This window comes from Streptomyces sp. NBC_01320, assembly GCF_035974375.1.
Taxonomy (GTDB): domain Bacteria; phylum Actinomycetota; class Actinomycetes; order Streptomycetales; family Streptomycetaceae; genus Streptomyces; species Streptomyces yanii.
Window position 1 is genome coordinate 6,680,944 of record NZ_CP108390.1, and the last position, 22,906, is coordinate 6,703,849.

24 protein-coding genes and 2 pseudogenes are annotated in these 22,906 nt (G+C 69.5%); 13 read left to right on the forward strand and 13 right to left on the reverse strand.

All coding sequences use genetic code 11. The annotated features are described in order from the left end of the window. Window positions 1-74: 74 nt before the first annotated feature. The 3 genes from OG395_RS30405 to OG395_RS30415 form a co-directional block, all read right to left on the reverse strand. Complete coding sequence (locus tag OG395_RS30405) at window positions 75-1,433, reverse strand: DUF2637 domain-containing protein (RefSeq protein ID WP_327245774.1); 1,359 nt, start codon at window positions 1,431-1,433, stop codon at window positions 75-77. 199 nt (window positions 1,434-1,632) lie between these two features. Next, window positions 1,633-2,493, reverse strand: a complete 861-nt coding sequence (locus OG395_RS30410) for a DUF3558 domain-containing protein (protein ID WP_327245775.1) — start codon at window positions 2,491-2,493, stop codon at window positions 1,633-1,635. 142 nt (window positions 2,494-2,635) lie between these two features. Next, the gene (locus OG395_RS30415) at window positions 2,636-3,424 is read right to left on the reverse strand and encodes a DUF3558 domain-containing protein (protein ID WP_327245776.1); all 789 of its coding nucleotides are present in this window, start codon (window positions 3,422-3,424) and stop codon (window positions 2,636-2,638) included. A 169-nt stretch (window positions 3,425-3,593) separates the two neighbouring features. Here OG395_RS30415 and OG395_RS30420 point away from each other — a divergent pair, with 169 nt between their 5' ends. Continuing rightward, on the forward strand, window positions 3,594-4,787 hold the full coding sequence (locus OG395_RS30420) for an RtcB family protein (RefSeq protein ID WP_327245777.1): 1,194 nt from the start codon (window positions 3,594-3,596) through the stop codon (window positions 4,785-4,787). Window positions 4,788-4,866: 79 nt separating this feature from the next. On the opposite strand, the gene OG395_RS30425 is transcribed toward OG395_RS30420, so the two are convergent. After that, on the reverse strand, window positions 4,867-5,625 hold the full coding sequence (locus OG395_RS30425) for an SDR family NAD(P)-dependent oxidoreductase (RefSeq protein WP_327245778.1): 759 nt from the start codon (window positions 5,623-5,625) through the stop codon (window positions 4,867-4,869). A gap of 234 nt (window positions 5,626-5,859) precedes the next feature. After that, window positions 5,860-6,195, reverse strand: coding sequence for a YnfA family protein (locus OG395_RS30430; protein WP_266984500.1), 336 nt, complete (start codon window positions 6,193-6,195; stop codon window positions 5,860-5,862). Window positions 6,196-6,312: 117 nt separating this feature from the next. Here OG395_RS30430 and OG395_RS30435 point away from each other — a divergent pair, with 117 nt between their 5' ends. The 3 genes and pseudogenes from OG395_RS30435 (at window position 6,313) to OG395_RS30445 (ending at window position 7,834) form a co-directional block, all read left to right on the forward strand. Further along, window positions 6,313-6,837: a hypothetical protein gene (locus OG395_RS30435; RefSeq protein ID WP_327245779.1), complete on the forward strand. Its 525-nt coding sequence runs from the start codon at window positions 6,313-6,315 to the stop codon at window positions 6,835-6,837. A 180-nt stretch (window positions 6,838-7,017) separates the two neighbouring features. Further along, window positions 7,018-7,265 (forward strand): annotated as a pseudogene (locus tag OG395_RS58460) (TetR/AcrR family transcriptional regulator); the annotation flags it as partial. A 65-nt stretch (window positions 7,266-7,330) separates the two neighbouring features. After that, window positions 7,331-7,834 (forward strand): MarR family winged helix-turn-helix transcriptional regulator, encoded by a 504-nt coding sequence (locus OG395_RS30445; RefSeq protein ID WP_327245781.1) that lies wholly within the window; start codon window positions 7,331-7,333, stop codon window positions 7,832-7,834. Between the two features lie 57 nt (window positions 7,835-7,891). On the opposite strand, the gene OG395_RS30450 is transcribed toward OG395_RS30445, so the two are convergent. From OG395_RS30450 to OG395_RS30460, 3 genes and pseudogenes are all read right to left on the reverse strand, one after another. Continuing rightward, entirely contained in the window at window positions 7,892-8,641 is a 750-nt protein-coding gene (locus OG395_RS30450) for a Mut7-C RNAse domain-containing protein (protein ID WP_327245782.1), read from the reverse strand. 75 nt (window positions 8,642-8,716) lie between these two features. Continuing rightward, window positions 8,717-9,556 (reverse strand): SDR family oxidoreductase, encoded by an 840-nt coding sequence (locus tag OG395_RS30455; protein WP_327245783.1) that lies wholly within the window; start codon window positions 9,554-9,556, stop codon window positions 8,717-8,719. 113 nt (window positions 9,557-9,669) lie between these two features. Continuing rightward, a pseudogene (locus OG395_RS30460) lies at window positions 9,670-9,869 on the reverse strand (metallophosphoesterase); the annotation flags it as partial. Between the two features lie 112 nt (window positions 9,870-9,981). On the opposite strand from OG395_RS30460, the gene OG395_RS30465 reads away from it, so the two are divergent. Further along, window positions 9,982-10,425, forward strand: coding sequence for a GNAT family N-acetyltransferase (locus OG395_RS30465; protein WP_327245784.1), 444 nt, complete (start codon window positions 9,982-9,984; stop codon window positions 10,423-10,425). Here the strand turns inward: OG395_RS30465 and OG395_RS30470 are convergent. Continuing rightward, window positions 10,394-10,990 (reverse strand): GNAT family N-acetyltransferase, encoded by a 597-nt coding sequence (locus OG395_RS30470; RefSeq protein ID WP_327245785.1) that lies wholly within the window; start codon window positions 10,988-10,990, stop codon window positions 10,394-10,396. The two genes, OG395_RS30465 and OG395_RS30470, sit on opposite strands and share 32 nt — an antisense overlap. Before the next feature lie 29 nt (window positions 10,991-11,019). Continuing rightward, window positions 11,020-11,826 (reverse strand): helix-turn-helix domain-containing protein, encoded by an 807-nt coding sequence (locus OG395_RS30475; protein ID WP_327245786.1) that lies wholly within the window; start codon window positions 11,824-11,826, stop codon window positions 11,020-11,022. 88 nt (window positions 11,827-11,914) lie between these two features. Here OG395_RS30475 and OG395_RS30480 point away from each other — a divergent pair, with 88 nt between their 5' ends. Then, a complete protein-coding gene (locus OG395_RS30480) occupies window positions 11,915-12,487 on the forward strand; it encodes a TIGR03086 family metal-binding protein (RefSeq protein ID WP_327245787.1) in 573 nt (190 codons plus the stop codon). Here the strand turns inward: OG395_RS30480 and OG395_RS30485 are convergent. From OG395_RS30485 to OG395_RS30495, 3 genes are all read right to left on the reverse strand, one after another. Further along, entirely contained in the window at window positions 12,420-12,782 is a 363-nt protein-coding gene (locus tag OG395_RS30485; RefSeq protein ID WP_327245788.1) for a hypothetical protein, read from the reverse strand. The genes OG395_RS30480 and OG395_RS30485 overlap by 68 nt on opposite strands. 121 nt (window positions 12,783-12,903) lie before the next feature. Continuing rightward, the gene (locus OG395_RS30490) at window positions 12,904-14,028 is read right to left on the reverse strand and encodes a hypothetical protein (protein WP_327245789.1); all 1,125 of its coding nucleotides are present in this window, start codon (window positions 14,026-14,028) and stop codon (window positions 12,904-12,906) included. 134 nt (window positions 14,029-14,162) lie between these two features. Continuing rightward, complete coding sequence (locus OG395_RS30495) at window positions 14,163-14,744, reverse strand: hypothetical protein (protein ID WP_266984526.1); 582 nt, start codon at window positions 14,742-14,744, stop codon at window positions 14,163-14,165. Window positions 14,745-15,028: 284 nt separating this feature from the next. On the opposite strand from OG395_RS30495, the gene hemL reads away from it, so the two are divergent. The 7 genes from hemL (at window position 15,029) to ccsB (ending at window position 22,856) form a co-directional block, all read left to right on the forward strand. Then, the gene (gene hemL / locus OG395_RS30500; protein ID WP_327245790.1) at window positions 15,029-16,336 is read left to right on the forward strand and encodes a glutamate-1-semialdehyde 2,1-aminomutase; all 1,308 of its coding nucleotides are present in this window, start codon (window positions 15,029-15,031) and stop codon (window positions 16,334-16,336) included. Beyond that, the gene (locus tag OG395_RS30505; protein ID WP_327245791.1) at window positions 16,333-17,046 is read left to right on the forward strand and encodes a histidine phosphatase family protein; all 714 of its coding nucleotides are present in this window, start codon (window positions 16,333-16,335) and stop codon (window positions 17,044-17,046) included. The genes hemL and OG395_RS30505 overlap by 4 nt, the downstream gene beginning before the upstream one ends. A 209-nt stretch (window positions 17,047-17,255) precedes the next feature. Then, window positions 17,256-18,506, forward strand: coding sequence for a hypothetical protein (locus OG395_RS30510; protein ID WP_327245792.1), 1,251 nt, complete (start codon window positions 17,256-17,258; stop codon window positions 18,504-18,506). A gap of 67 nt (window positions 18,507-18,573) precedes the next feature. Further along, on the forward strand, window positions 18,574-19,185 hold the full coding sequence (locus OG395_RS30515) for a TlpA family protein disulfide reductase (RefSeq protein ID WP_327245793.1): 612 nt from the start codon (window positions 18,574-18,576) through the stop codon (window positions 19,183-19,185). 46 nt (window positions 19,186-19,231) lie between these two features. Beyond that, entirely contained in the window at window positions 19,232-19,954 is a 723-nt protein-coding gene (locus OG395_RS30520) for a cytochrome c biogenesis CcdA family protein (RefSeq protein WP_327249502.1), read from the forward strand. A gap of 5 nt (window positions 19,955-19,959) precedes the next feature. Beyond that, window positions 19,960-21,774: a cytochrome c biogenesis protein ResB gene (resB, locus tag OG395_RS30525; RefSeq protein WP_327245794.1), complete on the forward strand. Its 1,815-nt coding sequence runs from the start codon at window positions 19,960-19,962 to the stop codon at window positions 21,772-21,774. Next, window positions 21,771-22,856 carry a c-type cytochrome biogenesis protein CcsB gene (gene ccsB, locus OG395_RS30530; RefSeq protein ID WP_327245795.1) on the forward strand — a complete coding sequence of 362 codons (1,086 nt, stop codon included), beginning with the start codon at window positions 21,771-21,773 and terminating at the stop codon, window positions 22,854-22,856. Before resB ends, ccsB begins: the two co-directional genes overlap by 4 nt. Window positions 22,857-22,906 lie beyond the last annotated feature (50 nt).

A 22,906-nucleotide genomic window follows, 5' to 3' on the forward strand; every position in this document is an offset into this window, starting at 1 on the left:
GGTGATTCGGGTGACGGCCCTCCGTTCTGCCGGTTCCGGTCCGACTCTCGTGCGGCGGACGGAGTCGGGGGTGGCTACGCGATGTGGTTCTCGGCCATCTCGTTGTCGAAGCGCTGCTTGAAGCCCGGGATCAGGCGCCGGAGCAGGGCCGTGCTGCGCGGGTGACTGACGCCGTGGACGTCCGAGAGCGTTATGTCGAGGACTTCGGCGCTCGGGTGGACCTGGTGCTGGTGCGTGAGGTCGGAGAACACCTCGTACGCGATGTTGCCGAACTCGATCTCCGCCTCGGCCCACTCCGCCGGATCGGCTTCCTGCTGGGGCTGCGGCTCCTCCTGGGGCAGACCCTGCGGCTGCTCCAGCTGCTCCGGCAGGGGTTCCTCGCTGCGGGGGTGAGGGACCGCGCCGATCGTGCCCACGTTGCCCAGGGGACGGGTGCGGCCGCCCGGGCCCGACGGGATCATGACCGGGGTGGGCTCCAGGCCCTCGACGTACGTGGGGTTGTACGCGCCCTCGTACGCGCCCTCCGGGACCTGCGGCGCCGCGAACCAGGGGCTCTCGTGGGCGCCGGGGCCCTCCGGGGGCCACTCCTCGGCGGCCGGGTCGGAGGGGTGGGCGTACTGCTGTTGGGCCTGCTGCGGGTGCTGCCGGGGCTCGGCGTACTGCTGCTGTTGTTGGGCGGCGTACGGCAGCTCGGGCTGAGGGTGCACCGTTTCGGCTGCCGCCGGAGCCGGCGGCAGCAGGGCCGGCTCGATACCGGCTGCGGCCAGCCCGGCCGGGCCTGTGTCGGCCAGCGGGACACCGAACTTCGCCAGCCGCAGAGGCATCAGGGACTCGACCGGCGCCTTGCGGCGCCAGTGGCGGCCGAAGCGGGCCTGGAGCCGCGCCTGGTAGATCAGCCGGTCCTGTTCGAGCTTGATGACCTGCTCGTACGAACGCAGCTCCCACAGCTTCATCCGGCGCCACAGCTTGAACGTCGGGATCGGGGAGAGCAGCCAGCGAGTGAGACGGACACCCTCCATGTGCTTGTCGGCCGTGAGGTCGGCGATCCGGCCGACCGCGTGCCGGGCGGCCTCGACGGCGACCACGAACAGCACCGGGATCACCGCGTGCATGCCGACGCCCAGCGGATCCGGCCAGGCCGCGGCGCCGTTGAAGGCGATCGTCGCGGCGGTCAGCAGCCAGGCGGTCTGGCGCAGCAGTGGGAACGGGATCCGCATCCAGGTCAGCAGCAGGTCCAGCGCCAGCAGTACGCAGATGCCCGCGTCGATGCCGATCGGGAAGACCAGGGAGAAGTTCCCGAAGCCCTTCTGTTCTGCGAGCGCGCGCACCGCGGCGTACGAGCCCGCGAAGCCGATCGCGGCAATGACTGCCGCGCCGGCGACGACGATCCCGATGAGTATCCGGTGCGTGCGTGTCAGCTGCATCGCGGCCACCCGCGATCCCCTCCCTGCGTTCCCGACTTCGACTTCTGGCGGGCACAGCCTGGCACATGCGCGTGGGGTGCGGTGCTCGGGGAGGGGCGAAGCCCGGCTCTCGGGGGAGGGCCGGGCTTCGTAAGACTGCTTCTGCGCAGGGTTGTTCGGGTACCTGCCGTGGATCTTGCGGGAATGCCCGGCGGGCGGTGGTGCGGTCTTACGACGTGGACGCCGCGGACTTCGTCGACTTGGGGGAGCGCGCCGACTGTGTCGACTTCGGGGACGAGCCGGACTTCGCGGACGCCGCGGACTTCGTCGCCGTCGGAGACTTCGATGTGCCCGCGGACGGGCTCGACTTCTTCCCGTTATCGGCGACCTCCGCGACCGCCGCGACCGCCTCCTTGGCGGCCTTCTCGGCGCCCTTCAGGATGTCGTCGCCGGACGGCGTCTTCGCGCCCGCGTAACCCGCGCCGTTGTAGGTCAGGGTGACGACGACGTTCCCCGTACGGGCCACGACCGTCGCGTACTTGAAGTCCTCTTTCGTCTTGGTGAGGTCGTACGTGATGGTGGTGGCCTGGTCGCCGATACCGCTGACGGGGGCTTCGACGACCTTCTTGGCGCCCTCGGTCGCCTTGCTCTTGGCGACCTGGTTCGCGAGGTCCTCCTGGGCGCGCTTGGCGCCGCTGCCGAGCGCCTGGTCCGATTCGGAGCGGGTGAAGCCGACGTCGAGCCAGCGGTACTGCGAGCCCTTGACGCCGTTGTCGTCGAGGCCGTTCCAGGAACAGCCGGCGCGCGCCGTGGTGTCGCTGGACCGGGCCGGCGTACCGGCGTTGCTCTTGGCCTTGGGCACCAGGGAGGTGATCGTCCTTGCGGAGACCGCGTCGCACGGGTCGGGCAGCGCGGCGAACTTCGCCGGTTCGACCGTCGCCTCCGTCTTCTGCGCGCTCGGAGCGGAGGCCGAGGACGAGCCCGACTCCTTCTTGCTGTCGGAGTCCGACGAGCAGCCGGCGACGACGAGCATCACCGGGACGGCGGCGCAGGCGAGTATGCGGGTGAGTCGCGGGGCTGATCGGTGCATGGTTCCTTCACTCGGGTGGCGCGACGGGCGGGTGGCATGGTGCTCGGGCGGGTGTTCCGGAGGGCCACGGTACGACGGACGGCGGCCGGATGCCGCCTCCGCCGACCGACGCGGGTGCGGTTCGGTGGCGCCCCGCGGCGGGCTATTCGCTGAACTTGTCGACCAGCTTCCGGGCCAGCGCCTGGGCCTTCTCCTGCAGTTCCTTGCTGTCCGGGACCTGGCTCGCGAGGGCGGGCTGCTCGGAGTACCGGACGGTCACGATGACGTTCGATGTGCGGAATACCACGCTCACCGTGCGGTGTTGTGCGCTGGATCCTGCCCGAGTGAGCAGATCGTCCAGAAATGCGTCATTTCCCAGGCCGTCGAGCGTGCGCGGACGGAGGTCCTCGGAGCCCGCGCCCGCGTCGCCGTCGGTGCCCTGCGCAGAGCCGGAGGGGGAGTCCGACGGGGAGTCCGACGGGGAGGTCGTCACCTTCTCCGCGTCGCCGGGGGTGAAGGTGCCGGACGGCAGGTGGGCCGCGGTCTCCTTCTTCCCGTACACCTCGCGGGCGCGGTCCTCGTCGCTCACCGAGGTGTCGTACGAGACGACGCGCTCGAAGTCGAGCACGACGGAGCGGGACGAGGCCGCGGCCTCCGACTTCCACTGGCAGCCGACCCTGCGGTCGGTGTCATAGGTGACGGCGGCCGTGCCCCTGTACGCCTTCTCCTGCTGGTTCTCCGGCAGTTCGGCGATGCCCGGAAGCAGGTCCTTCAGCGTGGATCGCGCGATGGAGCGACAGGGCTCGGGAAGCGTGCGGTACTTGCCCGACGGGGCGGCGGCGATGCTCGGGCTGCCGGGTTTGCTGTCGGCGGCGGGGCCTTCGGTACCGGTGCCACCGGTGCAGCCGGCCGTCAGCACTGCGAGGAGTGCGACGCCGGGTACGTACGCCATTCGTCGCACGGTCCGGGCTCCCTTCGAGCGAAAAGAAGTTGCCGCTCGATGGCGGCCGGTGGACACAATGTGTATCGCACGCGCCGCTGTGATTGCCGGTCGGCCGACTCTTTTGCCGACCTTGGCACCGGTTTTGCGCTTTCAGACTTTTCGGGGGGATCGAGGGGCTATGTCGTACGTAGAGGTGCCGGGGGCGAAGGTGCCCATCCGGATGTGGGCCGACCCGGCTTCGGTCGAGGACGGCGCGATGCAGCAGCTGCGGAACGTTGCCACGCTGCCCTGGATCAAGGGGCTGGCCGTCATGCCCGACGTGCATTACGGCAAGGGTGCGACCGTCGGTTCGGTGATCGCGATGAGTGGTGCGGTCTGTCCGGCGGCGGTGGGAGTGGACATCGGGTGCGGCATGTCCACGGTGAAGACCTCCCTGACGGCCAATGACCTTCCGGGCGACCTGTCGCGGCTTCGGTCGAAGATCGAGCAGGCCATTCCGGTGGGCCGGGGCATGCATGACGACGTCGTGGACCCCGGCCGACTGCACGGCTTCCCGACCGCGGGCTGGGACGACTTCTGGGCACGGTTCGACGGGGTTGCGGATGCGGTCAAATTCCGTCATGAACGTGCCATCAAGCAGATGGGAACGCTTGGATCCGGAAACCACTTCATCGAGTTCTGCCTCGACGAGGCGGGTTCGGTGTGGCTGATGCTGCACTCCGGGTCCCGGAACATCGGTAAGGAACTCGCCGATCACCACATCGGGGTAGCGCAGAAGCTGACGCACAACCAGGGTCTGATCGACCGTGACCTGGCCGTCTTCATCGCGGACACCCCGCAGATGGCGGCGTACCGGAACGACCTGTTCTGGGCCCAGGAGTACGCGAAGCACAACCGCGCGATCATGATGGGGCTCTTCCAGGACGTCGTCCGCAAGGAGTTCAAGAAGGCCCGGGTCACCTTCGAACCGGTCATCTCCTGCCATCACAACTATGTGTCGGAGGAGCGGTACGAGGGCATGGACCTGCTGGTCACCCGTAAGGGGGCGATCCGTGCCGGTTCGGGCGACTTCGGCATCATCCCGGGGTCGATGGGCACCGGCTCGTACATCGTGAAGGGGCTCGGGAACGCGAAGTCGTTCAACTCGGCCTCGCACGGTGCCGGCCGGAAGATGAGCCGCAACGCGGCCAAGCGGCGCTTCTCGACGCGGGACCTGGAGGAGCAGACGCGGGGCGTGGAGTGCCGTAAGGACTCCGGCGTCGTGGATGAGATCCCGGGCGCCTACAAGCCGATCGAGCAGGTCATCGAGCGGCAGCGGGACCTGGTGGAGGTCGTCGCGAAGCTGAAGCAGGTGGTGTGTGTGAAGGGCTGAGTGCCCTTGGCGCCGCTACGAAGACGAGCCCCGGACCCTGTGGTGGTGGTCCGGGGCTCCTCCGTGCGGGCCGATGGCTTCAGAGCGTGCGGTGGACCTTGGAGTTGGACGCCTGGGCGCGGGGGCGGACCACCAGGAGGTCGATGTTGACGTGGCTGGGGCGGGTGACGGCCCAGGTGATCGTGTCGGCCACGTCGTCGGCGGTGAGGGGGGCATCGACGCCGGCGTAGACCTTGGCGGCCTTCTCGGTGTCGCCGCGGAAGCGGGTGGTGGCGAATTCCTCCGTCTTGACCATGCCGGGGGCGACCTCGATGACGCGGACCGGGGTGCCGACGATCTCCAGGCGGAGGGTTTCGGCGAGGACGTGTTCGCCGTGCTTGGCGGCCACGTAGCCACCGCCGCCCTCGTACGTGGACAGGCCCGCCGTCGAGGAGAGGATCACGATCGTGCCGTCGCCGCCCGCGGTGAGGGCGGGGAGCAGGGCCTGGGTGACGTTGAGCGTACCGATGACGTTCGTCTCGTACATCTGGCGCCAGTCGGCCGGGTCACCGGTGGCGACGGGGTCCGCGCCGAGCGCGCCGCCCGCGTTGTTGACGAGGACGGCGAGGGAGCGGAAGGCGGTGGCGAAAGCGTCGACCGCCTCGCGGTCCGTGACGTCCAGGGCGTACGCCGTGGCCTCGTGGCCCGCCTCGTTGATCTCGGCGGCGAGCGCCTCGACGCGGTCCTTGCGGCGGGCGGTCAGGACGACGCGGTAGCCGGCGGCGGCCAGCTGCCGGGCGGTCGCGGCACCGATGCCGCTGCTCGCTCCGGTGATGACGGCGATGGGGGTGGCGGCCATGCGGACTCGACTCCTCGGACAGCTGATCGGTACGGGGTCAGGATAGGCAGGCGGCGCGAGGTTCCGTTCGGCGGCCGCATTTCCCGAGGCGGCCGGGGCGGGGAGAGGTGCCGGAGTCCGGCGGGTGTCGGCGTGGCCGGCGGTCGGCGCCCGAGCGGTGGGGGTTATCGGCGTGGTCGGCGGTCGGTCGGTCGGTGGTGGGTGTCGACGACGTGGCCGGTGGGGTGCTGATTCTCAGTGGTTGCGGGGGGCGTACATGATCACGGCCATGCCGGCCAGGCAGATCAGCGCGCCGATGACGTCCCAGCGGTCGGGGCGGTAGCCGTCGGCGACCATGCCCCAGGCGAGCGAGCCCGCGACGAAGACGCCGCCGTACGCGGCGAGGATGCGGCCGAACTCACCGTCCGGCTGCAGCGTGGCGACGAAGCCGTACGCCCCCAGGGCGATGACTCCGGCGCCGATCCAGATCCAGCCCCGGTGTTCCCGCACGCCCTGCCAGACGAGCCAGGCACCGCCGATCTCGAAGAGCGCGGCAACGGCGAAGAGTGCGACAGAGCGGGCGACGACCATGGGTGCAGCGTTTCATGCGGGTCGGGTGGGTTCGGATGGGTGGGGCAAGCGGGTGGAGTGGAGCGGGGAATCGGTGTGTAAATACGGATAATTCAGGGTGATCAGTATCTTCGGGGCATGGTAGTCACGCGTAAGGCTCGGCTGGCGGTTTCCGCCGCGGCGGCGATGGCGGCAACGGTGTCGACAGTGGCATGGGGGGCTGGACAGGCGGTCGCGACGGGGCCCGTGCCCGTGCCGGCGGACCGGCGGGTGGCGCGGGAGGCGGACGTCTCGCACCACGGGCATGTCTCGCTGTGGGGCAGGGGGCTCGGGATCTGGCTGCACAGCGAGAACCACGGTCCGTCGAGTCCGGCGAGCGTGACCGTGCGGTTCCGCTTCTCGGTGCCCCTCAGCGGCCTGCAGGAGATGCCGGTCGAGTGTCTGCAGGCGAGCGCCCGAACCGTGCTGTGCCGGACGGGTCCGCTACGGGCGGACGAGTGGGCGGGCCGCCAGCTCGCGCTCGAGTTGCAGCTGGCGAGGCGGCCGAACGAGGTGGTCGTACGGATCGACACCGTCTGGAACGGTGGTGCGACCGACCGGAACCCCGACAACAACCGGCATGAGGTGCTGGCGCCCGCCACCGGTGACGAGTACGTCTTCTGACCTCTGGTGGCGCGAGGGGCCGGTGCGGTGGCGGTCGCGGGCGCGGCGGGCGCCGTGGACGCGCGACGTGCACGGTGCCGGGGCCGATCGGTGGTCATCGGGTGGGAGCGGCCTGCAGCGCCGCCGGGTCGGGCCGCGTGAACCGCTCGCTGCGGCAGGGTGCGGGCCATGGCGAGACGGACCAATGACGCGGGGGCCGAACGCATGCGGGCCGTCTTTGCGGAGCAGCTCGGTCCGATAGCTGCCGGTGTCCGCCCGGTCCCCGCCGAGGCCCGCGCCGCGCGGCGCTCGTCGCGTCCCAGATCTTCGGGATGGCGCTCGCCCGCGATGTCCTGCGCGTCGCGCCCGCTGTCTCGATGCCTCGTGACGAGGTGATCGCCTGGCTCGCGCCCACCGTCCAGCGCTATCCGATCGCCGAGCAGCCGTAGTGAGTGCGGTGGTCCGGGCCCGTGAGGATGACGCAGGAGCAGTGTCTGCTTCGTACACTCTCTGCATGCCGCAGAAGTCCCCGGTCCGGCGCAGTGCTCTGCTGGCCGAGCTGTCCATCGAGTCGCGCCGCTACATGGCCGCGTACGCCCTCTTCAATCAGGCCGTCGCCGACCATCTGCGGATCCACCCCACCGATCTGCAGTGCCTCAACCTGCTCGGCCTCGAAGCGGAACCCGTCACCACGGGACGTATCGCGGAGCTGACCGGGCTCACCACCGGGTCGGCGACCCGGCTCGTCGACCGGCTGGAACGGGCCGGCTATGTGACGCGCGAGCGCGACACGGCGGACCGGCGGCGGGTGCTCGTCGCGACCGTGCCGGAGCGGATGGCGGAGTTCGGCGCCGTCTGGGAGGGGCTGAGTCGGGACTGGGCGGCGATGTTCGAGGCGTACGACGACGACGAGGTGGCACTCCTCATCGCTCATATGCGGCGGACGGTCGAGCTCGGTGCGGCCCAGATCGCGCGGCTGCGGAGCGGGGAGTTCGATGCGGCGCAGGGCGGGGCATAGGGCGATTCGTCAGGTGTGCCGTGCGGATCGTGTCCGGCCGCGCCCCGCCGGACGGCCCTACCGGACCGGGCCGGTCTGATCCCGGGCGCCGAACTCGTGCACCGCGTCGGCGACGATCGTCTCCAGGTGGGAGTGGTGGGCACCGCGCCAGTACACCCGACCGCACTCCGTGCACTGCGCGAAGACGTCGTACGACTGCTGTGTGCCGTGCTCCAGCTGCTCCCGGACGGATTCCTTGTCCGCGTCGGTCAGTGGTCCGTTGCAGGCCGTGCACCGGGTCCACGGGGCCAGCTCCGGTGTGAACCGCTCCAGCACGTCCCGCAGCTGGTCGTCCGGACGATCGCTGTAGATGTACGCCCCCGCCCAGATCTCCCGCCGCCTCAGCAGTCCCCGGTCCCGGGAGAGAAGCACCCGCTGCTCCTTCGCCGACATGGCGGCCAGCGCCGGGTCGCCGAGGTCCTCGCTCTCGTACGCGGCGTCGACGCCCAGCAGTCGCAGCCGCCGGGCGAGCGTGCCGAGGTGGACGTCGAGCAGGAAGCGCAGTGGCGCGCCCTCGACGCGCTGGGGTCGCGCCACCGCGCGCACCTCCACCAGTTCGCCCGCGCCCGGGATGTGCGAGACGGGGACGGGGCGGCCGTCCACGAGCAGTTGGCCGGCCTCGGTGAGCGGGACGCCGAGCGATTCCACGACATGGCCGAGCGTCGAGGCTCCGTCGGTGGTCACTGACGTGCGTCCGTTGCGGCGTTCATGGGCAACGAAGAGCCACAGTTCAGGGGCGACTTCGAGGTGGATCTCCGGTCCGTTCACGTCGTCAGCATGCCACCGGGCGGTCTGTGTGAGCCAGGGAATTCATGGGCGTGGGGCAGCAGGGGGTGGGCCGGCTCAGGCGCGGAACGCTTCCGCGTGTTCCTCGGCCCAGGCGGCGAACGTACGGGCCGGGTGGCCGGTCAGTTTCTCGGTCTCGCCGGTCACCTCGGCCGGTGAACCGTCCGTGGATGCCCAGTAACTGAGCAGTCCCTCGGCGACCTCCTCGGGGATGTGCGGGGCGACGGATTCCTTCCAGGCCGCCCGGCTCACGGCGTTGACCGTGACGGGGCGCCCCGAGGCCGCCGCCAGCAGGCCGATCTGTTCGGCGGCTGTGAGCGATTCGGGACCGGTCAGGTGGTACGCCGCGCCCTGCAGTCGGTGTTCGGTGAGGACCGCGAGGGCGGCCTCGGCGATGTCCGCCTCATGGATCGGGCTGGTGTGGCTGCGCGGGTAGGGCAGGTCCACGGCGCCGTGACTCCGTACCGCCGCGGACCACTGGTACGCGTTGGTCGCGAAGGCGCCCGGGCGCAGGAAGGTCGTGGTGAGCGGCGAGGCGGCGAGCGCCTGCTCGACCGCGTGGTGGGAGCGGGCGATCGGGTTCTCCTGCGCGTCCGGGCCGAGTACCGAGCTGGAGGAGAGCAGCACGATGTGCCGGACTCCGGCTGCCTCCGCCCGGGTGAGGAACGAGTCGGTCCCGGCCGGTTCGGCGTACAGGAAGACGGAGCCGACGCCGTCCAGCGCGGGGGCGAAGGTGGCGGGATCGGCGAGATCGCACGCCACGGCCGGTACTCCGGCGGGCGGGTCGAGCCGGGCGGGGGCACGGGAGGCGGCGCGCACGGCGTGGCCGCCGCGGTGCAGGAGCGAAACGAGTGCGGAACCGACACGGCCGCGGCTTCCGGTGACGAGAGTGAGCATGACGGGGTGAGCTCCTTCAGTTATTTTGTGCGTAACGCATAAGCTGCGCAGTGCAGATAAATATCCATGAGGGGGCCCGCCCGTCAAACGTTTTGGGCGGGCCCGCGGGTGACGCCGGGCGCGGTCAGCGTGGCCGGCAGGCGGGCCGCCTCGGCGTACTCCTCGGGTGCGCTGTGGTCCGCGATGTCGCCGGTGACCAGACCGCGTCCGGCTGCCGGACCAGGGAGTTGAGGTAGTTCACCACCCTGCTCGCGCGGTCCGTGGCACGGGCCGTTCCGTCGAGATGCAGATCGCTGATGTGTGCCAGCAGCATCGGGTCCCCCGTCGCTCGGTGAAGCGGTTCTCGTAGTCGATGGGCCATCGGCCATGAGAATGGTTGCCGGATCCCCCTCGCAAGCCCCCGGGGCAGTGCCTACAGTTCCCGCATGAAGATCACCGACCTCGAACCCGGCGACCCCCGACTGACCACGGACCTTCTTCCCGTGCTGCGCGAACTCCGCCCGCATCTGACGGAGGACCTCTTCCGCGAGGTGTACGACAAGGGGTACCCGCAGGGGCTCCGCTTCACCGCCGTCCACGACGGCGACGGCGCATGCGTGGGCGCGGCCGGATGGCGGATCGTCGACAACACCAGCCAGATCCGCAAGCTGTACGTCGACGATCTGGTCACCGCCGAGCACGCCCGGTCCACCGGTGTCGGCCGCCGGCTGCTGGGGTATCTGGAGCAGCGCGCCCGGGAGGCCGGCTGCCTGGACCTGAGTCTGGACTCGGGCACCCATCGCACCGATGCCCACCGCTTCTATCTGCGGGAGCGGCTGGACATCGTCGCGTTCAGCTTCAACAAGCCTCTGGCCCGGAATTCGGACTGAGCCCGGGGCCGGGCCCGGAACCGAGCTCCGGAGTGAGGTCCAGTCGCCAGTCGTTCGTCAGCAGCACATGGCCGGGCGGGTACTCGAAGTCGCACTCGCCGATCAGGATGAAGCCCGCCCTGCGGCACACCGCGTTCGACGCGCCGTTGCCGACGGACGGGTAGGCGTGCAGATAGCGGTGCTTGCGCTCGGCCCGCGCCTGCTCGACGACGGCCCTGGTCGCGGCCGTGGCGATGCCCCGCCCCTGGTGGCCGGCGAGGACGGCCCACCCCGTCTCGTACACCTCCTGGCCCTGCCAGGTGCGCTCCCAGAACCCGATCGTCCCCACGGCCTCGCCCCGGCTCCCGTCGGTCAGGGTGATCCGGAACATCCTGCCCCGGCCCGTGCGGTCCGCGCTCAGCTCCACATAGCGGCCGTGGCGCACCATGAGCTGCTCCTCCGACTCCGGACCGCCCAGATGATCCATCAGTTCCGGCGCGTTGACCCGGCGCAGGAGCTCCAGGTCGCCGTCCGACCAGGGCTCGATCCGTACGGGAGACGCGGATGACGGGGGAGTGTGCTCCATACGCCAACAGTAGGACGCGGCACTGACAATCAGCGCCCGGCGAGTGCCGTCGGCGGCACTCCGAGCGTCGTCGTGAAGTCCCTGACCAGGTGCGCCTGGTCGCTGTAACCGAGTTCCGCCGCGAGCGTGGCCCAGTCCACCTCCGGGTCGGTCTCCGCACGTTCCAGCGCCTCGTGGATGCGGTAGCGCAGGATGACCCACTTGGGGCCGACGCCCACATAGGTGGCGAAGAGCCGCTGCAGCGACCTCGCCGACAGCCCTTCGGTGCGGGCGAGTTCGTCGACGCGGCGGATCGTGCGGTCGGTGCGGACGCGCTCGACCAGCGCCATCACGCGCTCGGCCTGCGGGTCGGGTTCCGGGACGAGCGCCAGCAGGTACGCGTCCAGCGCCGCGACCCGTGCGTCCTCCTCGAACGGGTCCAGCACGGCCGCCACGGGCGCCGGTACGGCGAGGACCTCGTCCGCCATGAGCCGGCGGCCCGACCACCGCGACACCGGGTGGTCCGGTGCGAACGGCCTGAAGCCGCCCGGCCGGAACTTCACCCCGCACACCCGTCCCCGGCCCTCCAGTTTCTGGCTGAAGAGCTGGAGCCCGATGCCCGCGACCTCCGCGAAGGCGGGCTCGCCGGTGCTCTCGTAGTGCTGGAAGACCAGGTTCACCGAAGGGTGCGGCACCACGTGCGAGATGTACGGCTCCGGCAGGTCCCAGTCGATCAGCCAGTAGTTCGCCACCTGCGTCCGCAGCCCGGGGGCGGGCTCGCGTCGGCGGAAGTGCACGTGCGAGAAGAGTTCGTGGGCGTCGACGATGCCCCGGTAGTCGCGTCGAGGACCTGACATGGCCGCGATCCTATGCCGCACAAAAGTTCGAGTCATCCGTGCCGCGTTTCTTCAGGAAGCGGGCGATTGCCGGATGCACGGTTGAAGCATGAAGAAGATCAGTGAATTGCTGGACGTGGCCGCGGAGCGGGCGATTCCTGTGGTGCGCGGGATCGACGACGGCCAGCTGGGCGACCCCACGCCGTGCACGGAGTACGACGTGCGGGCCCTGGTCGACCACCTCTTCCAGGTGGTCGTCAACTTCCAGGCCCTGGCGGCCAGGGAGGAGCCGGACTTCGGCGCGAAGCCGACCGTGGTCACCGGCGACTGGCGCAGCCGTTTCGGCGAGGAGACGGCCGAGCTGGTGGCGGCGTGGGGTGCGCCGGGTGCGGACGAGGGGACCGCGGGTTCCATGGGGTTCCCCGCCAGAACCGTCGCGCAGATGGTGCTGGGCGATCTGACCGTGCACGCATGGGACCTGGCGCGCGCCACCGGGCAGGAATTCGTTCCGGACGAGGCCGTGGTGCGCGAACTGGGGCCCGGTGTCGCCGACATGGCGCCGAACGCGCGGAAGGCGAAGGTGTACGGCGAACCCTTTCCCGTGCCGGACAGTGCTAGCCCCTTTGAGCGGATGCTGGGTATGACCGGCCGCGACCCGGGCTGGCAGCCGCCCCGGGCGTGACCCCGGGGACGCCCGGGGCGCTCGCGGCGCCGAGGGTTTCCGCCGGCGTCGGCCTCTGCTCGGCCGGTTCCGGCGCTCCCGCGGCGCCGTAGAACGCACCGAGCGTCGCGTACGCCTCGTCGACGATCTCCTTCGCCGCCTCGGCCGTCTCGCGCTCGGCGAGGCGGGCCGCCTGATGGGTGTACGGCGACGGCGGCGCCGGGTGCCGGCGCCGCCACCAGTTCTCGCACCCTGCGTAGATCCCCCCGGCGAAGACCAGCAGAGGGATGGACAGGGCCAGCAGCGTGTCACCCATGGCAGGTCTCCTCGATGTCGATGCCCCGCACACGACCACGTGGGTCGTATGGGCTGCATCGGCATGTCCGGCAGGCGGGCTGAAGATCATTCTTCGGCCAATGAATGGCCGGTTGTGGGGGTCAACCGGACACCCTCCGGTTGTCCGGAGTCCACACGTGCAGGGCATCCCCGTCCCTGGACACCGTGTACCAGGTGCCGTCGCCGAGCGCCGTGGGCGTGCCGCAGACCGGGAAAGGGTACGCGATCTGCCCGGCAGACCGCATTCCCGCCGTCTCCAGCAGCCAGTGCCGGACCGGGCCGAACTCCTCCTCCTGGTCCGTACTGGTGATCGCGGTCTCCCGGTCCAGGAAGCCGCACTCGTAGTCCCACATCACCTCGTCGGCGTCACAGTCGTCCGGATCCGCGTCGGGATGACGGGGCACGGCGTCCTCCGCATGCAGTTCGGCCACCACCTCGCCGTCCGCGACCCGGTGCAGGGCGAGCGAGTCCAGGTCGTGGGCCACGGTCAGGAAGTACTCACCGGTGGGGCTCACCGACGTCAGGATCCGTTCCTGCTCGCCGAACTGCTCCACGGAGAGCTCCACCCCGTCCCACCGCCCCCACAGCAGCGGTGCCCCGTCCTGGCCCTCGCCGACGCTCAGCCCCATCTGTGCCGGATCCGGGTGCGGTACGTGCTCCGAGCCTGCGGCCACGGTCTCCGCGTCCGCCCGGCCCAGCACCCGCCCGTCGGCGGCATCGATCACCAGCCACTCGTCGAGCGCCTCCGGATCCGGGCCGGCCGAGGCGACGGGGCCGCGGACATGGGCCCACACGAGCGACCCGTCCGCCGAGAACACCGCCGAGCCGCTGTCCGCGTACAGGTGCGCCTTGTCGTCCGCGTACTCCTCGTACGACTCGTGCAGGACGCGGCAGCCGCCCTCCCAGCAGCCGTGCCGCACCTCCCAGCGCACCACGCCCGCCGGATCGACGGCGCGCACCGCATGCACCCCCGAGAAGACCGCGAGATCCCCGCCCGGCGCCACCGTGAACGTACCGAAACGGCGCGGCCACGGCGCCGGGAAGCGGGTCCGCGGGACGGACCTGTCGTCCAGTCCGACGGCGACCGCCTCGGCATCGCCCCGCTGTATCAGCAGACGCCGGTCCGGCCACCGCAGAACGGACGGGGCGTACGCGGCGTCGCGCTCCCGGTCCAGGGGCGCGGTGAATGTGGCGACAAGACGCGCGGTTACAGCGCTGGTGATCATGGTTCCCCTCCCGAACGTGCAGCCTGCGGCGTGCACCAGAACAAGGGAGAACCGTAGAGCCCATGGGTGACAGCCGGGCCACGGGGTGGGGTCGGGACCGGCTCGGGACGTGCGGGACGTGCGGGAACCCCGGCTCAGGGCCAGACCAGGCAGTACGCCTGATGCCCCGCGTCATGCAGACGATGGCTGAAATCCTGCCACTCGTGCAGCAGTTGGTAGACGTTGAACGCGTCGCGCGGGCCGCCGCGGTCCGGGACCGTGGACCAGATGAAGGCTGCGGCGCCGACCGACTCCTCGCCGACGCCGCGCAGCGGGTCGACGACTGTCATGGGGAGTTTGACCACGGCGTAGTCCGGGTGCAGGACGACCAGTTCCAGCGGGGGGACCTTGTGCAGGGGTATGCCCTGGATGCCGGTGAGGACCATGGCCGCCACCGTCTCCGGTTTGATCTTGGTGAACATGCCGCCCATGCCCAGCTCGTCGCCGCCGAGCTCCTCGGGGCGCATGGAAATGGGCACCCGCGCGGCCGTGGCCCCGTCGGGGGCCCCGAAATATTTGTAGGTCACCCCCACCCGGCCACCACTCCCGCTTCCGGACTGCGCACTGCCGGCCTGAATGCCCTGCCGGCGCTCGGCCTCACGCCTGTGCCGACCTCGGCGGGCAGGCTCGGGCCCCAGGTCGTCGGTCCCTTCGCCCACTTCGCCACCGCGATGCATATCTCATCCATCCGACTACTACTTAGGAGACACAGCCCCCGCCGCGCAACCCGATCTTCGTGCCAGTGACCTCCCCCACGGGCGTGGTGTGAAACACCTGTCCGCAAGACCGCCGGAGGCTCTGACACCATGGCTTGTGTGAGCTTTCCCTATGACGCCCCAGTTTTGCAGACGAGAGAGGGCTGACGTCCTTTCGTCATACGAGGAGATCACGCTTCCTGCTCATTGGCGGCCGGATTTCCGGCCCGGCCCCCCGACCTTCCGAATCGCAGATCAGGACCAAAGTGCCGTATTCATACGAAGCCCCAGTTTCGCAGACGCTTTTCGACCGCGCGTCCCTCGTGACGCCCGGTGGCGTGAACTCTCCCGTACGTGCCTTCCGGGCCGTGGGCGGTACGCCCCGCTTCATGGTGTCCGGTACCGGTCCGTACCTCACCGATGCCGACGGCCGTGAGTACGTCGACCTCGTGTGCTCGTGGGGGCCGATGATCCTCGGCCACTCCCGCCCCGAGGTCATCGCCGCAGTCCAGGAGGCTGTCGCCCGCGGCACCTCGTTCGGTACGCCCGGCGAGGGCGAGGTCGCGCTCGCCGAGGAGATCGTGGCCCGGATCGAGCCCGTGGAGCAGGTGCGGCTGGTGTCCTCCGGCACCGAGGCGACCATGTCCGCGATCCGGCTGGCCCGCGGGTTCACCGGTCGGGCGAAGGTCGTGAAGTTCGCCGGCTGCTACCACGGGCACGTCGACGCGCTGCTTGCCGCCGCCGGGTCCGGGGTCGCGACCTTCGGTCTGCCGGACACCCCGGGCGTCACCGGCGCGCAGGCCGGCGACACGATCGTGCTGCCGTACAACGACCTGGAAGCCGTGCGGGCCGCGTTCGCCGCGCACCCGGGTGAGATCGCCTGTGTGATCACCGAGGCCTCGCCCGGCAACATGGGTGTGGTGCCGCCGCTGGACGGTTTCAACGCCGGGCTCAAGGAGCTCTGCGCCGAGGGCGGTGCGCTGTACATCTCCGACGAGGTCATGACCGGATTCCGTACCTCGCGGGCCGGCTGGTTCGGCATCGACGGCGTGCGGCCCGACCTGATGACCTTCGGCAAGGTCATGGGCGGGGGCTTCCCGGCCGCGGCCTTCGGCGGGCGTGCCGACGTGATGGCGCACCTCGCCCCGGTCGGCCCCGTCTACCAGGCGGGCACCCTCTCCGGAAACCCGATCGCCACCGCCGCCGGTCTCGCCCAGCTGCGGCTGCTCGACGACGCGGCGTACGCGAGGGTCGACGCGGTCTCCGCGGAGATCCGGTCCCTGGTGAGCGAGGCGTTCACCAAGGAGGGCGTCGCGCACACGGTGTCCGCGGCGAGCAACATGTTCTCCGTGTTCTTCACGGACCAGCCGGTGCGCAACTACGAGGACGCCAAGAAGCAGGAAGCTTTCCGCTTCACCGCCTTCTTCCACTCGATGCTGTCGCAGGGCGTCTATCTGCCCCCGTCCGCGTTCGAGTCCTGGTTCGTCTCCACCGCCCACGACACGCAGGCCGTCGAGCGGATCGCCGCCGCCCTGCCCGCCGCTGCCCGCGCCGCCTCGGAGGCCACCGCATGAGCGAGACCAGCAGTACCAGCTCCGCAGACACTGCGCGCAAGGACATCACGGTCGTCCATCTGATGCGGCACGGGGAGGTGCACAACCCCGAGGGCGTGCTCTACGGACGCCGTCCCGGCTACCACCTCTCCGAGCTCGGCCGGCAGATGGCCGACCGGGTGGCCGAGCACCTGGAGAAGCGCGACATCACCCATGTCGTCGCCTCCCCGCTGGAGCGCGCCCAGGAGACGGCGGCGCCGATCGCCAAGTCGCACGGCGTGGACCTGGGCACCGACGAGCGGCTGATCGAGGCGGCCAATGTCTTCGAGGGCAAGACCTTCGGGGTCGGCGACGGTGCGCTGCGCAAGCCGGACAACTGGAAGCACCTCACCAACCCCTTCCGCCCGTCCTGGGGCGAGCCGTACATCGAGCAGGTCGTACGGATGATGGGCGCCCTCGACGCCGCGCGCGACGCGGCCCGCGGGCACGAGGCGGTCTGCGTCAGCCACCAGCTGCCGATCTGGATCGTCCGGAGCTTCGTCGAGCGACGGCGGCTCTGGCACGACCCGCGCAAGCGGCAGTGCACGCTGGCCTCGCTGACCAGCTTCACGTATCAGGGCGACAAGATCGTCTCGGTCGGCTACACCGAGCCGGCCCGCGATCTGGTTCCTGCGCACCTGCTGGCTGGCGCGAAGCCGGCGAAGGGGAAGTCCAAGGCGTTCGGCGCGTAGCCGGGACTTCTCGACCCGCACGGGCCCCTGCCGATGTGTCGGCCGGGGCCCGTGGTGCGTTCGGGTCAGGAACAAGGACAGGTCAAGAGCGGGGTCTGGTCATGCAAAGAAACTTGTGATAATCGGCGGAACCGTCGTGTTGTTTCGTTCATCTAAGCCTTCGCCAGTTTGTATGGACTTGAGTCAGAACGACCGCAGATGGGGACGCCATGCGCGACATCAGCCGAAGGAGTTTGCTCGGAGCGGGACTTGGGGCTGCAGCTGCAATCGGGGTGGCGGGCTGCGGCTCGTCGGACCGCTCCACAACGGGGCGGCCAGGCCCTGGCAGGGCGGACACGGGAGCGGACGGGAAAGCCAGGGGCGGCGGCGAGGAGGAGGACGCCGGGGAGATCGGTGACGGTTCCACCGCGGACACCGGGAAGCAGCCGCACCAGCCTTCCGCGCCGGTCCCGCTCGAACCCGGACAGACCCCGCCGCAGTTCGTGATCTTTTCCTGGGACGGGGCGGGTGAGCTCGGCACAGGGCTCTTTCCGCGTTTTCTCGAACTCGCCAAGGAGCACGACGCGGCGATGACCTTCTTCCTCTCCGGGCTCTATCTGCTGCCCGAGTCGAAGAAATTCCGGTACCGGCCACCGAACAACGAAATCGGCGCCTCCGACATCGGCTATCTCAGCGACGGTCACATAAGGGAGACGCTGAAGAACGTCCGTCGGGCCTGGCTCGAAGGCCATGAGATCGGCACGCACTTCAACGGGCACTTCTGTGCCGGGTCCGGATCGGTCGCCAACTGGACGGCCGATCAGTGGCGGAGCGAAATCGATCAGGCCGTCTCCTTCGTCACCGAATGGCGCACCAACACCGGCTGGACCGATCTCGACCCGCTGCCCTTCGACTACCGCAAGGAACTCGTCGGCGGCCGCACCCCCTGTCTGCTCGGTCAGAACAATCTGCTGCCCACCGCGCGCCGACTGGGCTGGCGCTACGACGCGAGCTCGCCCGGCGGCACCCAGATCTGGCCCACGAAGCGCCAGGGCATATGGGATCTTCCGCTACAGGGCATGCCGTTCCCCGGGCACACCTTCGAAGTGCTGTCGATGGACTACAACATCCTCGCGAACCAGTCACAGAACACCACCCGGGGAATGCCGTCGCGCTATCCGGAATGGCGCACCCAGGCCACTCAGTCGTACCTCGCCGCGTTCAACCGTGCGTACGGGTCGAATCGCGCACCCTTCTACATCGGCAACCACTTCGAGGAGTGGAACGGCGGCATCTATATGGATGCGGCCGAGGAGACCATCAAAAGGATCGCGGGGAAGCCGGATGTGCGGCTCGTCTCCTTCCGGCAGTTCGTCGACTGGCTCGACGTCCAGGATCCGGCCGTGCTCGCGAAGCTCCGTACGCTGGAGGTCGGCCAGTCGCCCGACGGTGGCTGGAAGTCCTTCTTTAAACGGGCCTGACAACGGGCTTTACGGGCACCGAGGGGGGTGCGCAAGATCCCCGAAACAGCCATGCGAAACTTTTCACATGAGCTCTGGCCGCGCACCCCGACGCCGCTTCACCCTGCTCGCCGCCCCCGCAGCGGCCGCCGCACTGGCGCTGACCCTGACCGCCTGCGGCGGCGACGGCAACAAGGCCGGTGGTGGCGGCAATTCGCACTTCGTCACGGGCAGTGGCGGAATCTCCACCATGGCCAGGGCGGACCGCCAGGAAGCGCCGAAGCTCGACGGAACGACACTGGACGGCAAGCCCCTCGACGTCGCCGACTACAAGGGCAAGGTCGTCGTGCTGAACGTATGGGGCTCGTGGTGCGGCCCCTGCCGGCTGGAGGCCAAGCACTTCGCGAAGGTGTCGAAGGAGACCGCGAGCCAGGGTGTCCAGTTCATCGGGATCAACACCCGGGACGCCGAGAAGGGCCCGGCGGTGAACTTCGAGAAGGACAACAGCATCACCTACCCGAGCTTCTTCGATCCGATCGGGAAGCTCATCCTGCGCTTCCCCAAGGGCACGCTGAACCCGCAGGCCATTCCTTCGACCGTGGTCATCGACCGGGACGGGAAGATCGCGGCCCGCACCCTCGTCGCCCTCGACGACGTCAAGCTCCACAAGATGATCGACCCGCTGATCGCGGAGAAGTGATTCCGTGCTCACCCTCGCCGCACTTCCGGGGCAGAACGAGACCGTGATGAACGGGGCGCTGTTCGTCGCCCTGCCCATTGCCGTACTCGGCGGGCTCGTCTCGTTCTTCTCGCCGTGCGTCCTGCCTCTCGTGCCCGGCTATCTCTCGTACGTCACCGGCGTCAGCGGCACCGATCTGGCGCAGGCCAGACGGGGGCGCATGGTCGCGGGAGCCTCGCTCTTCGTGCTCGGCTTCACCGCCGTGTTCGTCTCCGGCGGCGCGCTCTTCGGCTTCTTCGGCCAGACGCTCCAGGAGCACAGCACCACGCTCTCCAAGGTCCTCGGTGTGCTGATGATCCTGATGGGGATCTTCTTCATGGGCCTGATGCCGTGGATGACCCAGCGCGAATTCCGTATCCACAGGAGGCCGGTGACCGGGCTGGCGGGCGCACCGCTGCTGGGCGCCCTCTTCGGGATCGGCTGGACCCCGTGCCTCGGCCCGACGCTCAGCTCGGTGAGCATCCTCGCGATGGACCAGGGCACCGCCGGACGCGGGGCGATACTGACCATCGCCTACTGTCTCGGGCTCGGTGTGCCCTTCGTGCTCGCCGCGGTCGCCTTCCGCAAGGCGCTCGGCGCGTTCGGCTGGGTCAAGCGCCACTACGCATGGGTCATGCGGATCGGCGGCGTCATGATGATCGCGACCGGACTGCTCCTGCTGACCGGTGTGTGGAGCAGCATGATGCAGGAATTGCAGGGCTGGTCCGACGGCTTCACGGTGGGGATCTGAGTTCCATGAGCAACACCAAGACCAACGCGGCCGAAGAGCGCGCGAACGAGCGTGAGCGCGAGAGCCGGCAGGAGCGGGAGAACGCGGCCGAGCTCGGCGCGGCCGGCTCGCAGCTCTCCACCGCCCCGCGCGAAGAGGCCCTGGCCACGCTGCCCGCCATGGGCGTCATCGGCTGGGCGCGCTGGTTCTGGCGCCAGCTCACCTCGATGCGGGTCGCGCTGATCCTGCTCTTCCTGCTCTCGCTCGGGGCCATCCCCGGTTCGCTGATCCCGCAGAACAGCGTGGACGAGTTGAAGGTGCAGACCTTCAAGGAAGCCCACACCACCGTCACGCCGATCTACGAGAAGCTCCAGTTCTTCGACGTCTACAGCTCGGTGTGGTTCTCCGCGATCTACATCCTGCTGTTCATCTCCCTCATCGGCTGCATCGTGCCGCGCACCGGCCAGTTCGTCGGCCAGCTGCGCAGCCGGCCGCCGGGCGCCCCCAAGAGGCTGACCCGACTGCCCGCCTACACGACGTGGCGCACCGACGCCGAACCCGAGCAGGTCCGCGAGGCCGCGCTCGCGATGATGCGCAAGCGGCGCTTCCGGGCGCACGTGGACGGCGATGCGGTCGCTGCGGAGAAGGGCTATCTGCGCGAGGCCGGGAACCTTGTGTTCCACATCGCGCTGATCGTCATGCTGGTGGCCTTCGCCACCGGGCAGCTCTTCAAGTCCGAGGGCGGCAAGCTGATCGTCCAGGGCGACGGCTTCTCCAACACGCTGACGCAGTACGACGACTTCAAGTCCGGTTCGCTGTACGACACCGACTCGCTCGCCCCGTTCAGCTTCACCCTCGACAAATTCGTCGGCACGTACGAGCGCAACGGCCCGCAGATCGGCACGCCCCGCAAGTACGAGGCCCACATCACGTACTCCGAGGGTGCGTACGGCAAGCCGAAGAAGGCGGTCATCAAGGTCAACGAGCCGCTGGTGGTCGACGGCTCCAAGGTCTATCTGATCGGGCACGGCTACGCCCCGGTCGTCTCCGTCAAGGACGGCAGGGGCAAGGAGGTCTACAAGGCCGCCGTGCCGCTGCTGCCGATCGACTCGAATGTCACCTCGACCGGTGCGATCAAGGTGATGGACGGCTACAAGGACGGGACCGGCAAGAGGGATCAGCTGGGTTTCCAGGCGTTCTTCGTGCCGACGTTCGCGGGCAACGGCAAGGGGACGATGTTCTCCCAGTTCCCGGCCGCGGACTTCCCGGTACTGGCCCTCAACGGGTACCACGGCAGCCTCGGTGTCGACTCCGGACTGCCGCAGAACGTGTACCAGCTGAACACCTCGAAGATGGAGGCGTTCAAGGACAGCAAGGGCGACAAGCTGAAGCAGCGGCTGCTGCCCGGCGAGACGATGAAGCTGCCGGACGGCGCCGGATCGATCACCTTCGAAGGCATCGAGCAGTGGGCCAGCTTCCAGGTCTCGCAGCAGCCCGCCAGCGGCTGGGCGCTCACCGGAGCCATCGGGGCCATCGCCGGTCTGGCCGGCTCGCTGTTCATCCAGCGGCGCCGGGTCTGGGTCCGGGCCGTACGGGGAGCGGACGGCGTCACCGTCGTGGAGATGGCGGGGCTGGGCCGCAGCGAGTCCGCGAAGCTTCCCGAGGAGCTGGCCGACCTCGCGGTCACGCTCAACGACCTGGCACCCACGGCGCCGGACGCGCCCGAAGCACCGGATGCGTCCGGTGAACCAGATGTGGCCGAAGAATCAGGCGTGGCCGCGGCGCCCACAGCGCCGGACGACGCATCCGTCGAAGCACTTTCCGAAGGGGCTGAGAAGTGAATCTCGCCGCCGCAACCAACGAGAATCTGGCACACACCAGCAATGTGCTGATCTATTCGTCGATGGCCGTCTACACCCTGGCCTTCTTCGCGCACATCGCGGAGTGGGTGTTCGGCAGCCGCAGCAAGGTCGGCCGCACCGCTGCCGCGCTGACCGGGGACGGGGCTGCCGCCTCGGCGAAGATCCAGGTCCAGGTCGCGCAGAAGGGCGGCGCCACTGCCGTACTGGACCGGCCGAAGATCATCACGAGGTCCGCCGCCGGCTCGCGGGACGTCCCGGACGGCCCCGGCGCCGCCGGGGGCACGTTCAAGGGTGACCTGTACGGGCGGATCGCGGTCTCCCTGACCGTCGTCGCCTTCCTCGTCCAGGCCGGCGGTGTCATCGCCCGCGCGATGTCCGTGCAGCGTGCCCCCTGGGGCAACATGTACGAGTTCTCGATCACCTTCTCCACGGTGGCCGTTGCCGCGTACCTGATCCTGATGGCGCTGAAGAAGAACGTCCGCTGGATGGGCCTGCTGCTGGTCACCACCGTCCTGCTGGATCTCGGCATCGCGACCACCGTGCTGTACACCTCCAGCGACCAGCTGGTGCCCGCACTGCACTCGTACTGGTTGTGGATCCACGTCTCCACCGCCATCATCTGCGGCGCCGTCTTCTACATCGGCGCGGTCGCCACGTTGCTCTACCTGTTCCGCGACAGCTACGAGAGCAAGCTGGCGAACGGCACCGAGCCCGGCGCCTTCGCCCACTCCGTGCTGTCCCGGCTGCCCGCCGCGGCGACCCTCGACAAGTTCTCGTACCGCATCAACGCCGCCGTCTTCCCGCTCTGGACGTTCACGATCATCGCGGGCGCGATCTGGGCGGGCGACGCCTGGGGCCGCTACTGGGGCTGGGACCCCAAGGAGGTCTGGTCCTTCATCACCTGGGTCGCGTACGCCTGCTACCTGCACGCCCGCGCCACCGCGGGCTGGAAGGGCCGCAAGGCCGCCTACCTGGCGCTGATCGCGTTCGGCTGCTGGCTCTTCAACTACTACGGCGTGAACATCTTCGTCACCGGCAAGCACTCCTACGCCGGCGTCTGACCGTTCCCGCGTACGGGTGCGGAACGCGCCCCACCGGGCCACGCTGGAAC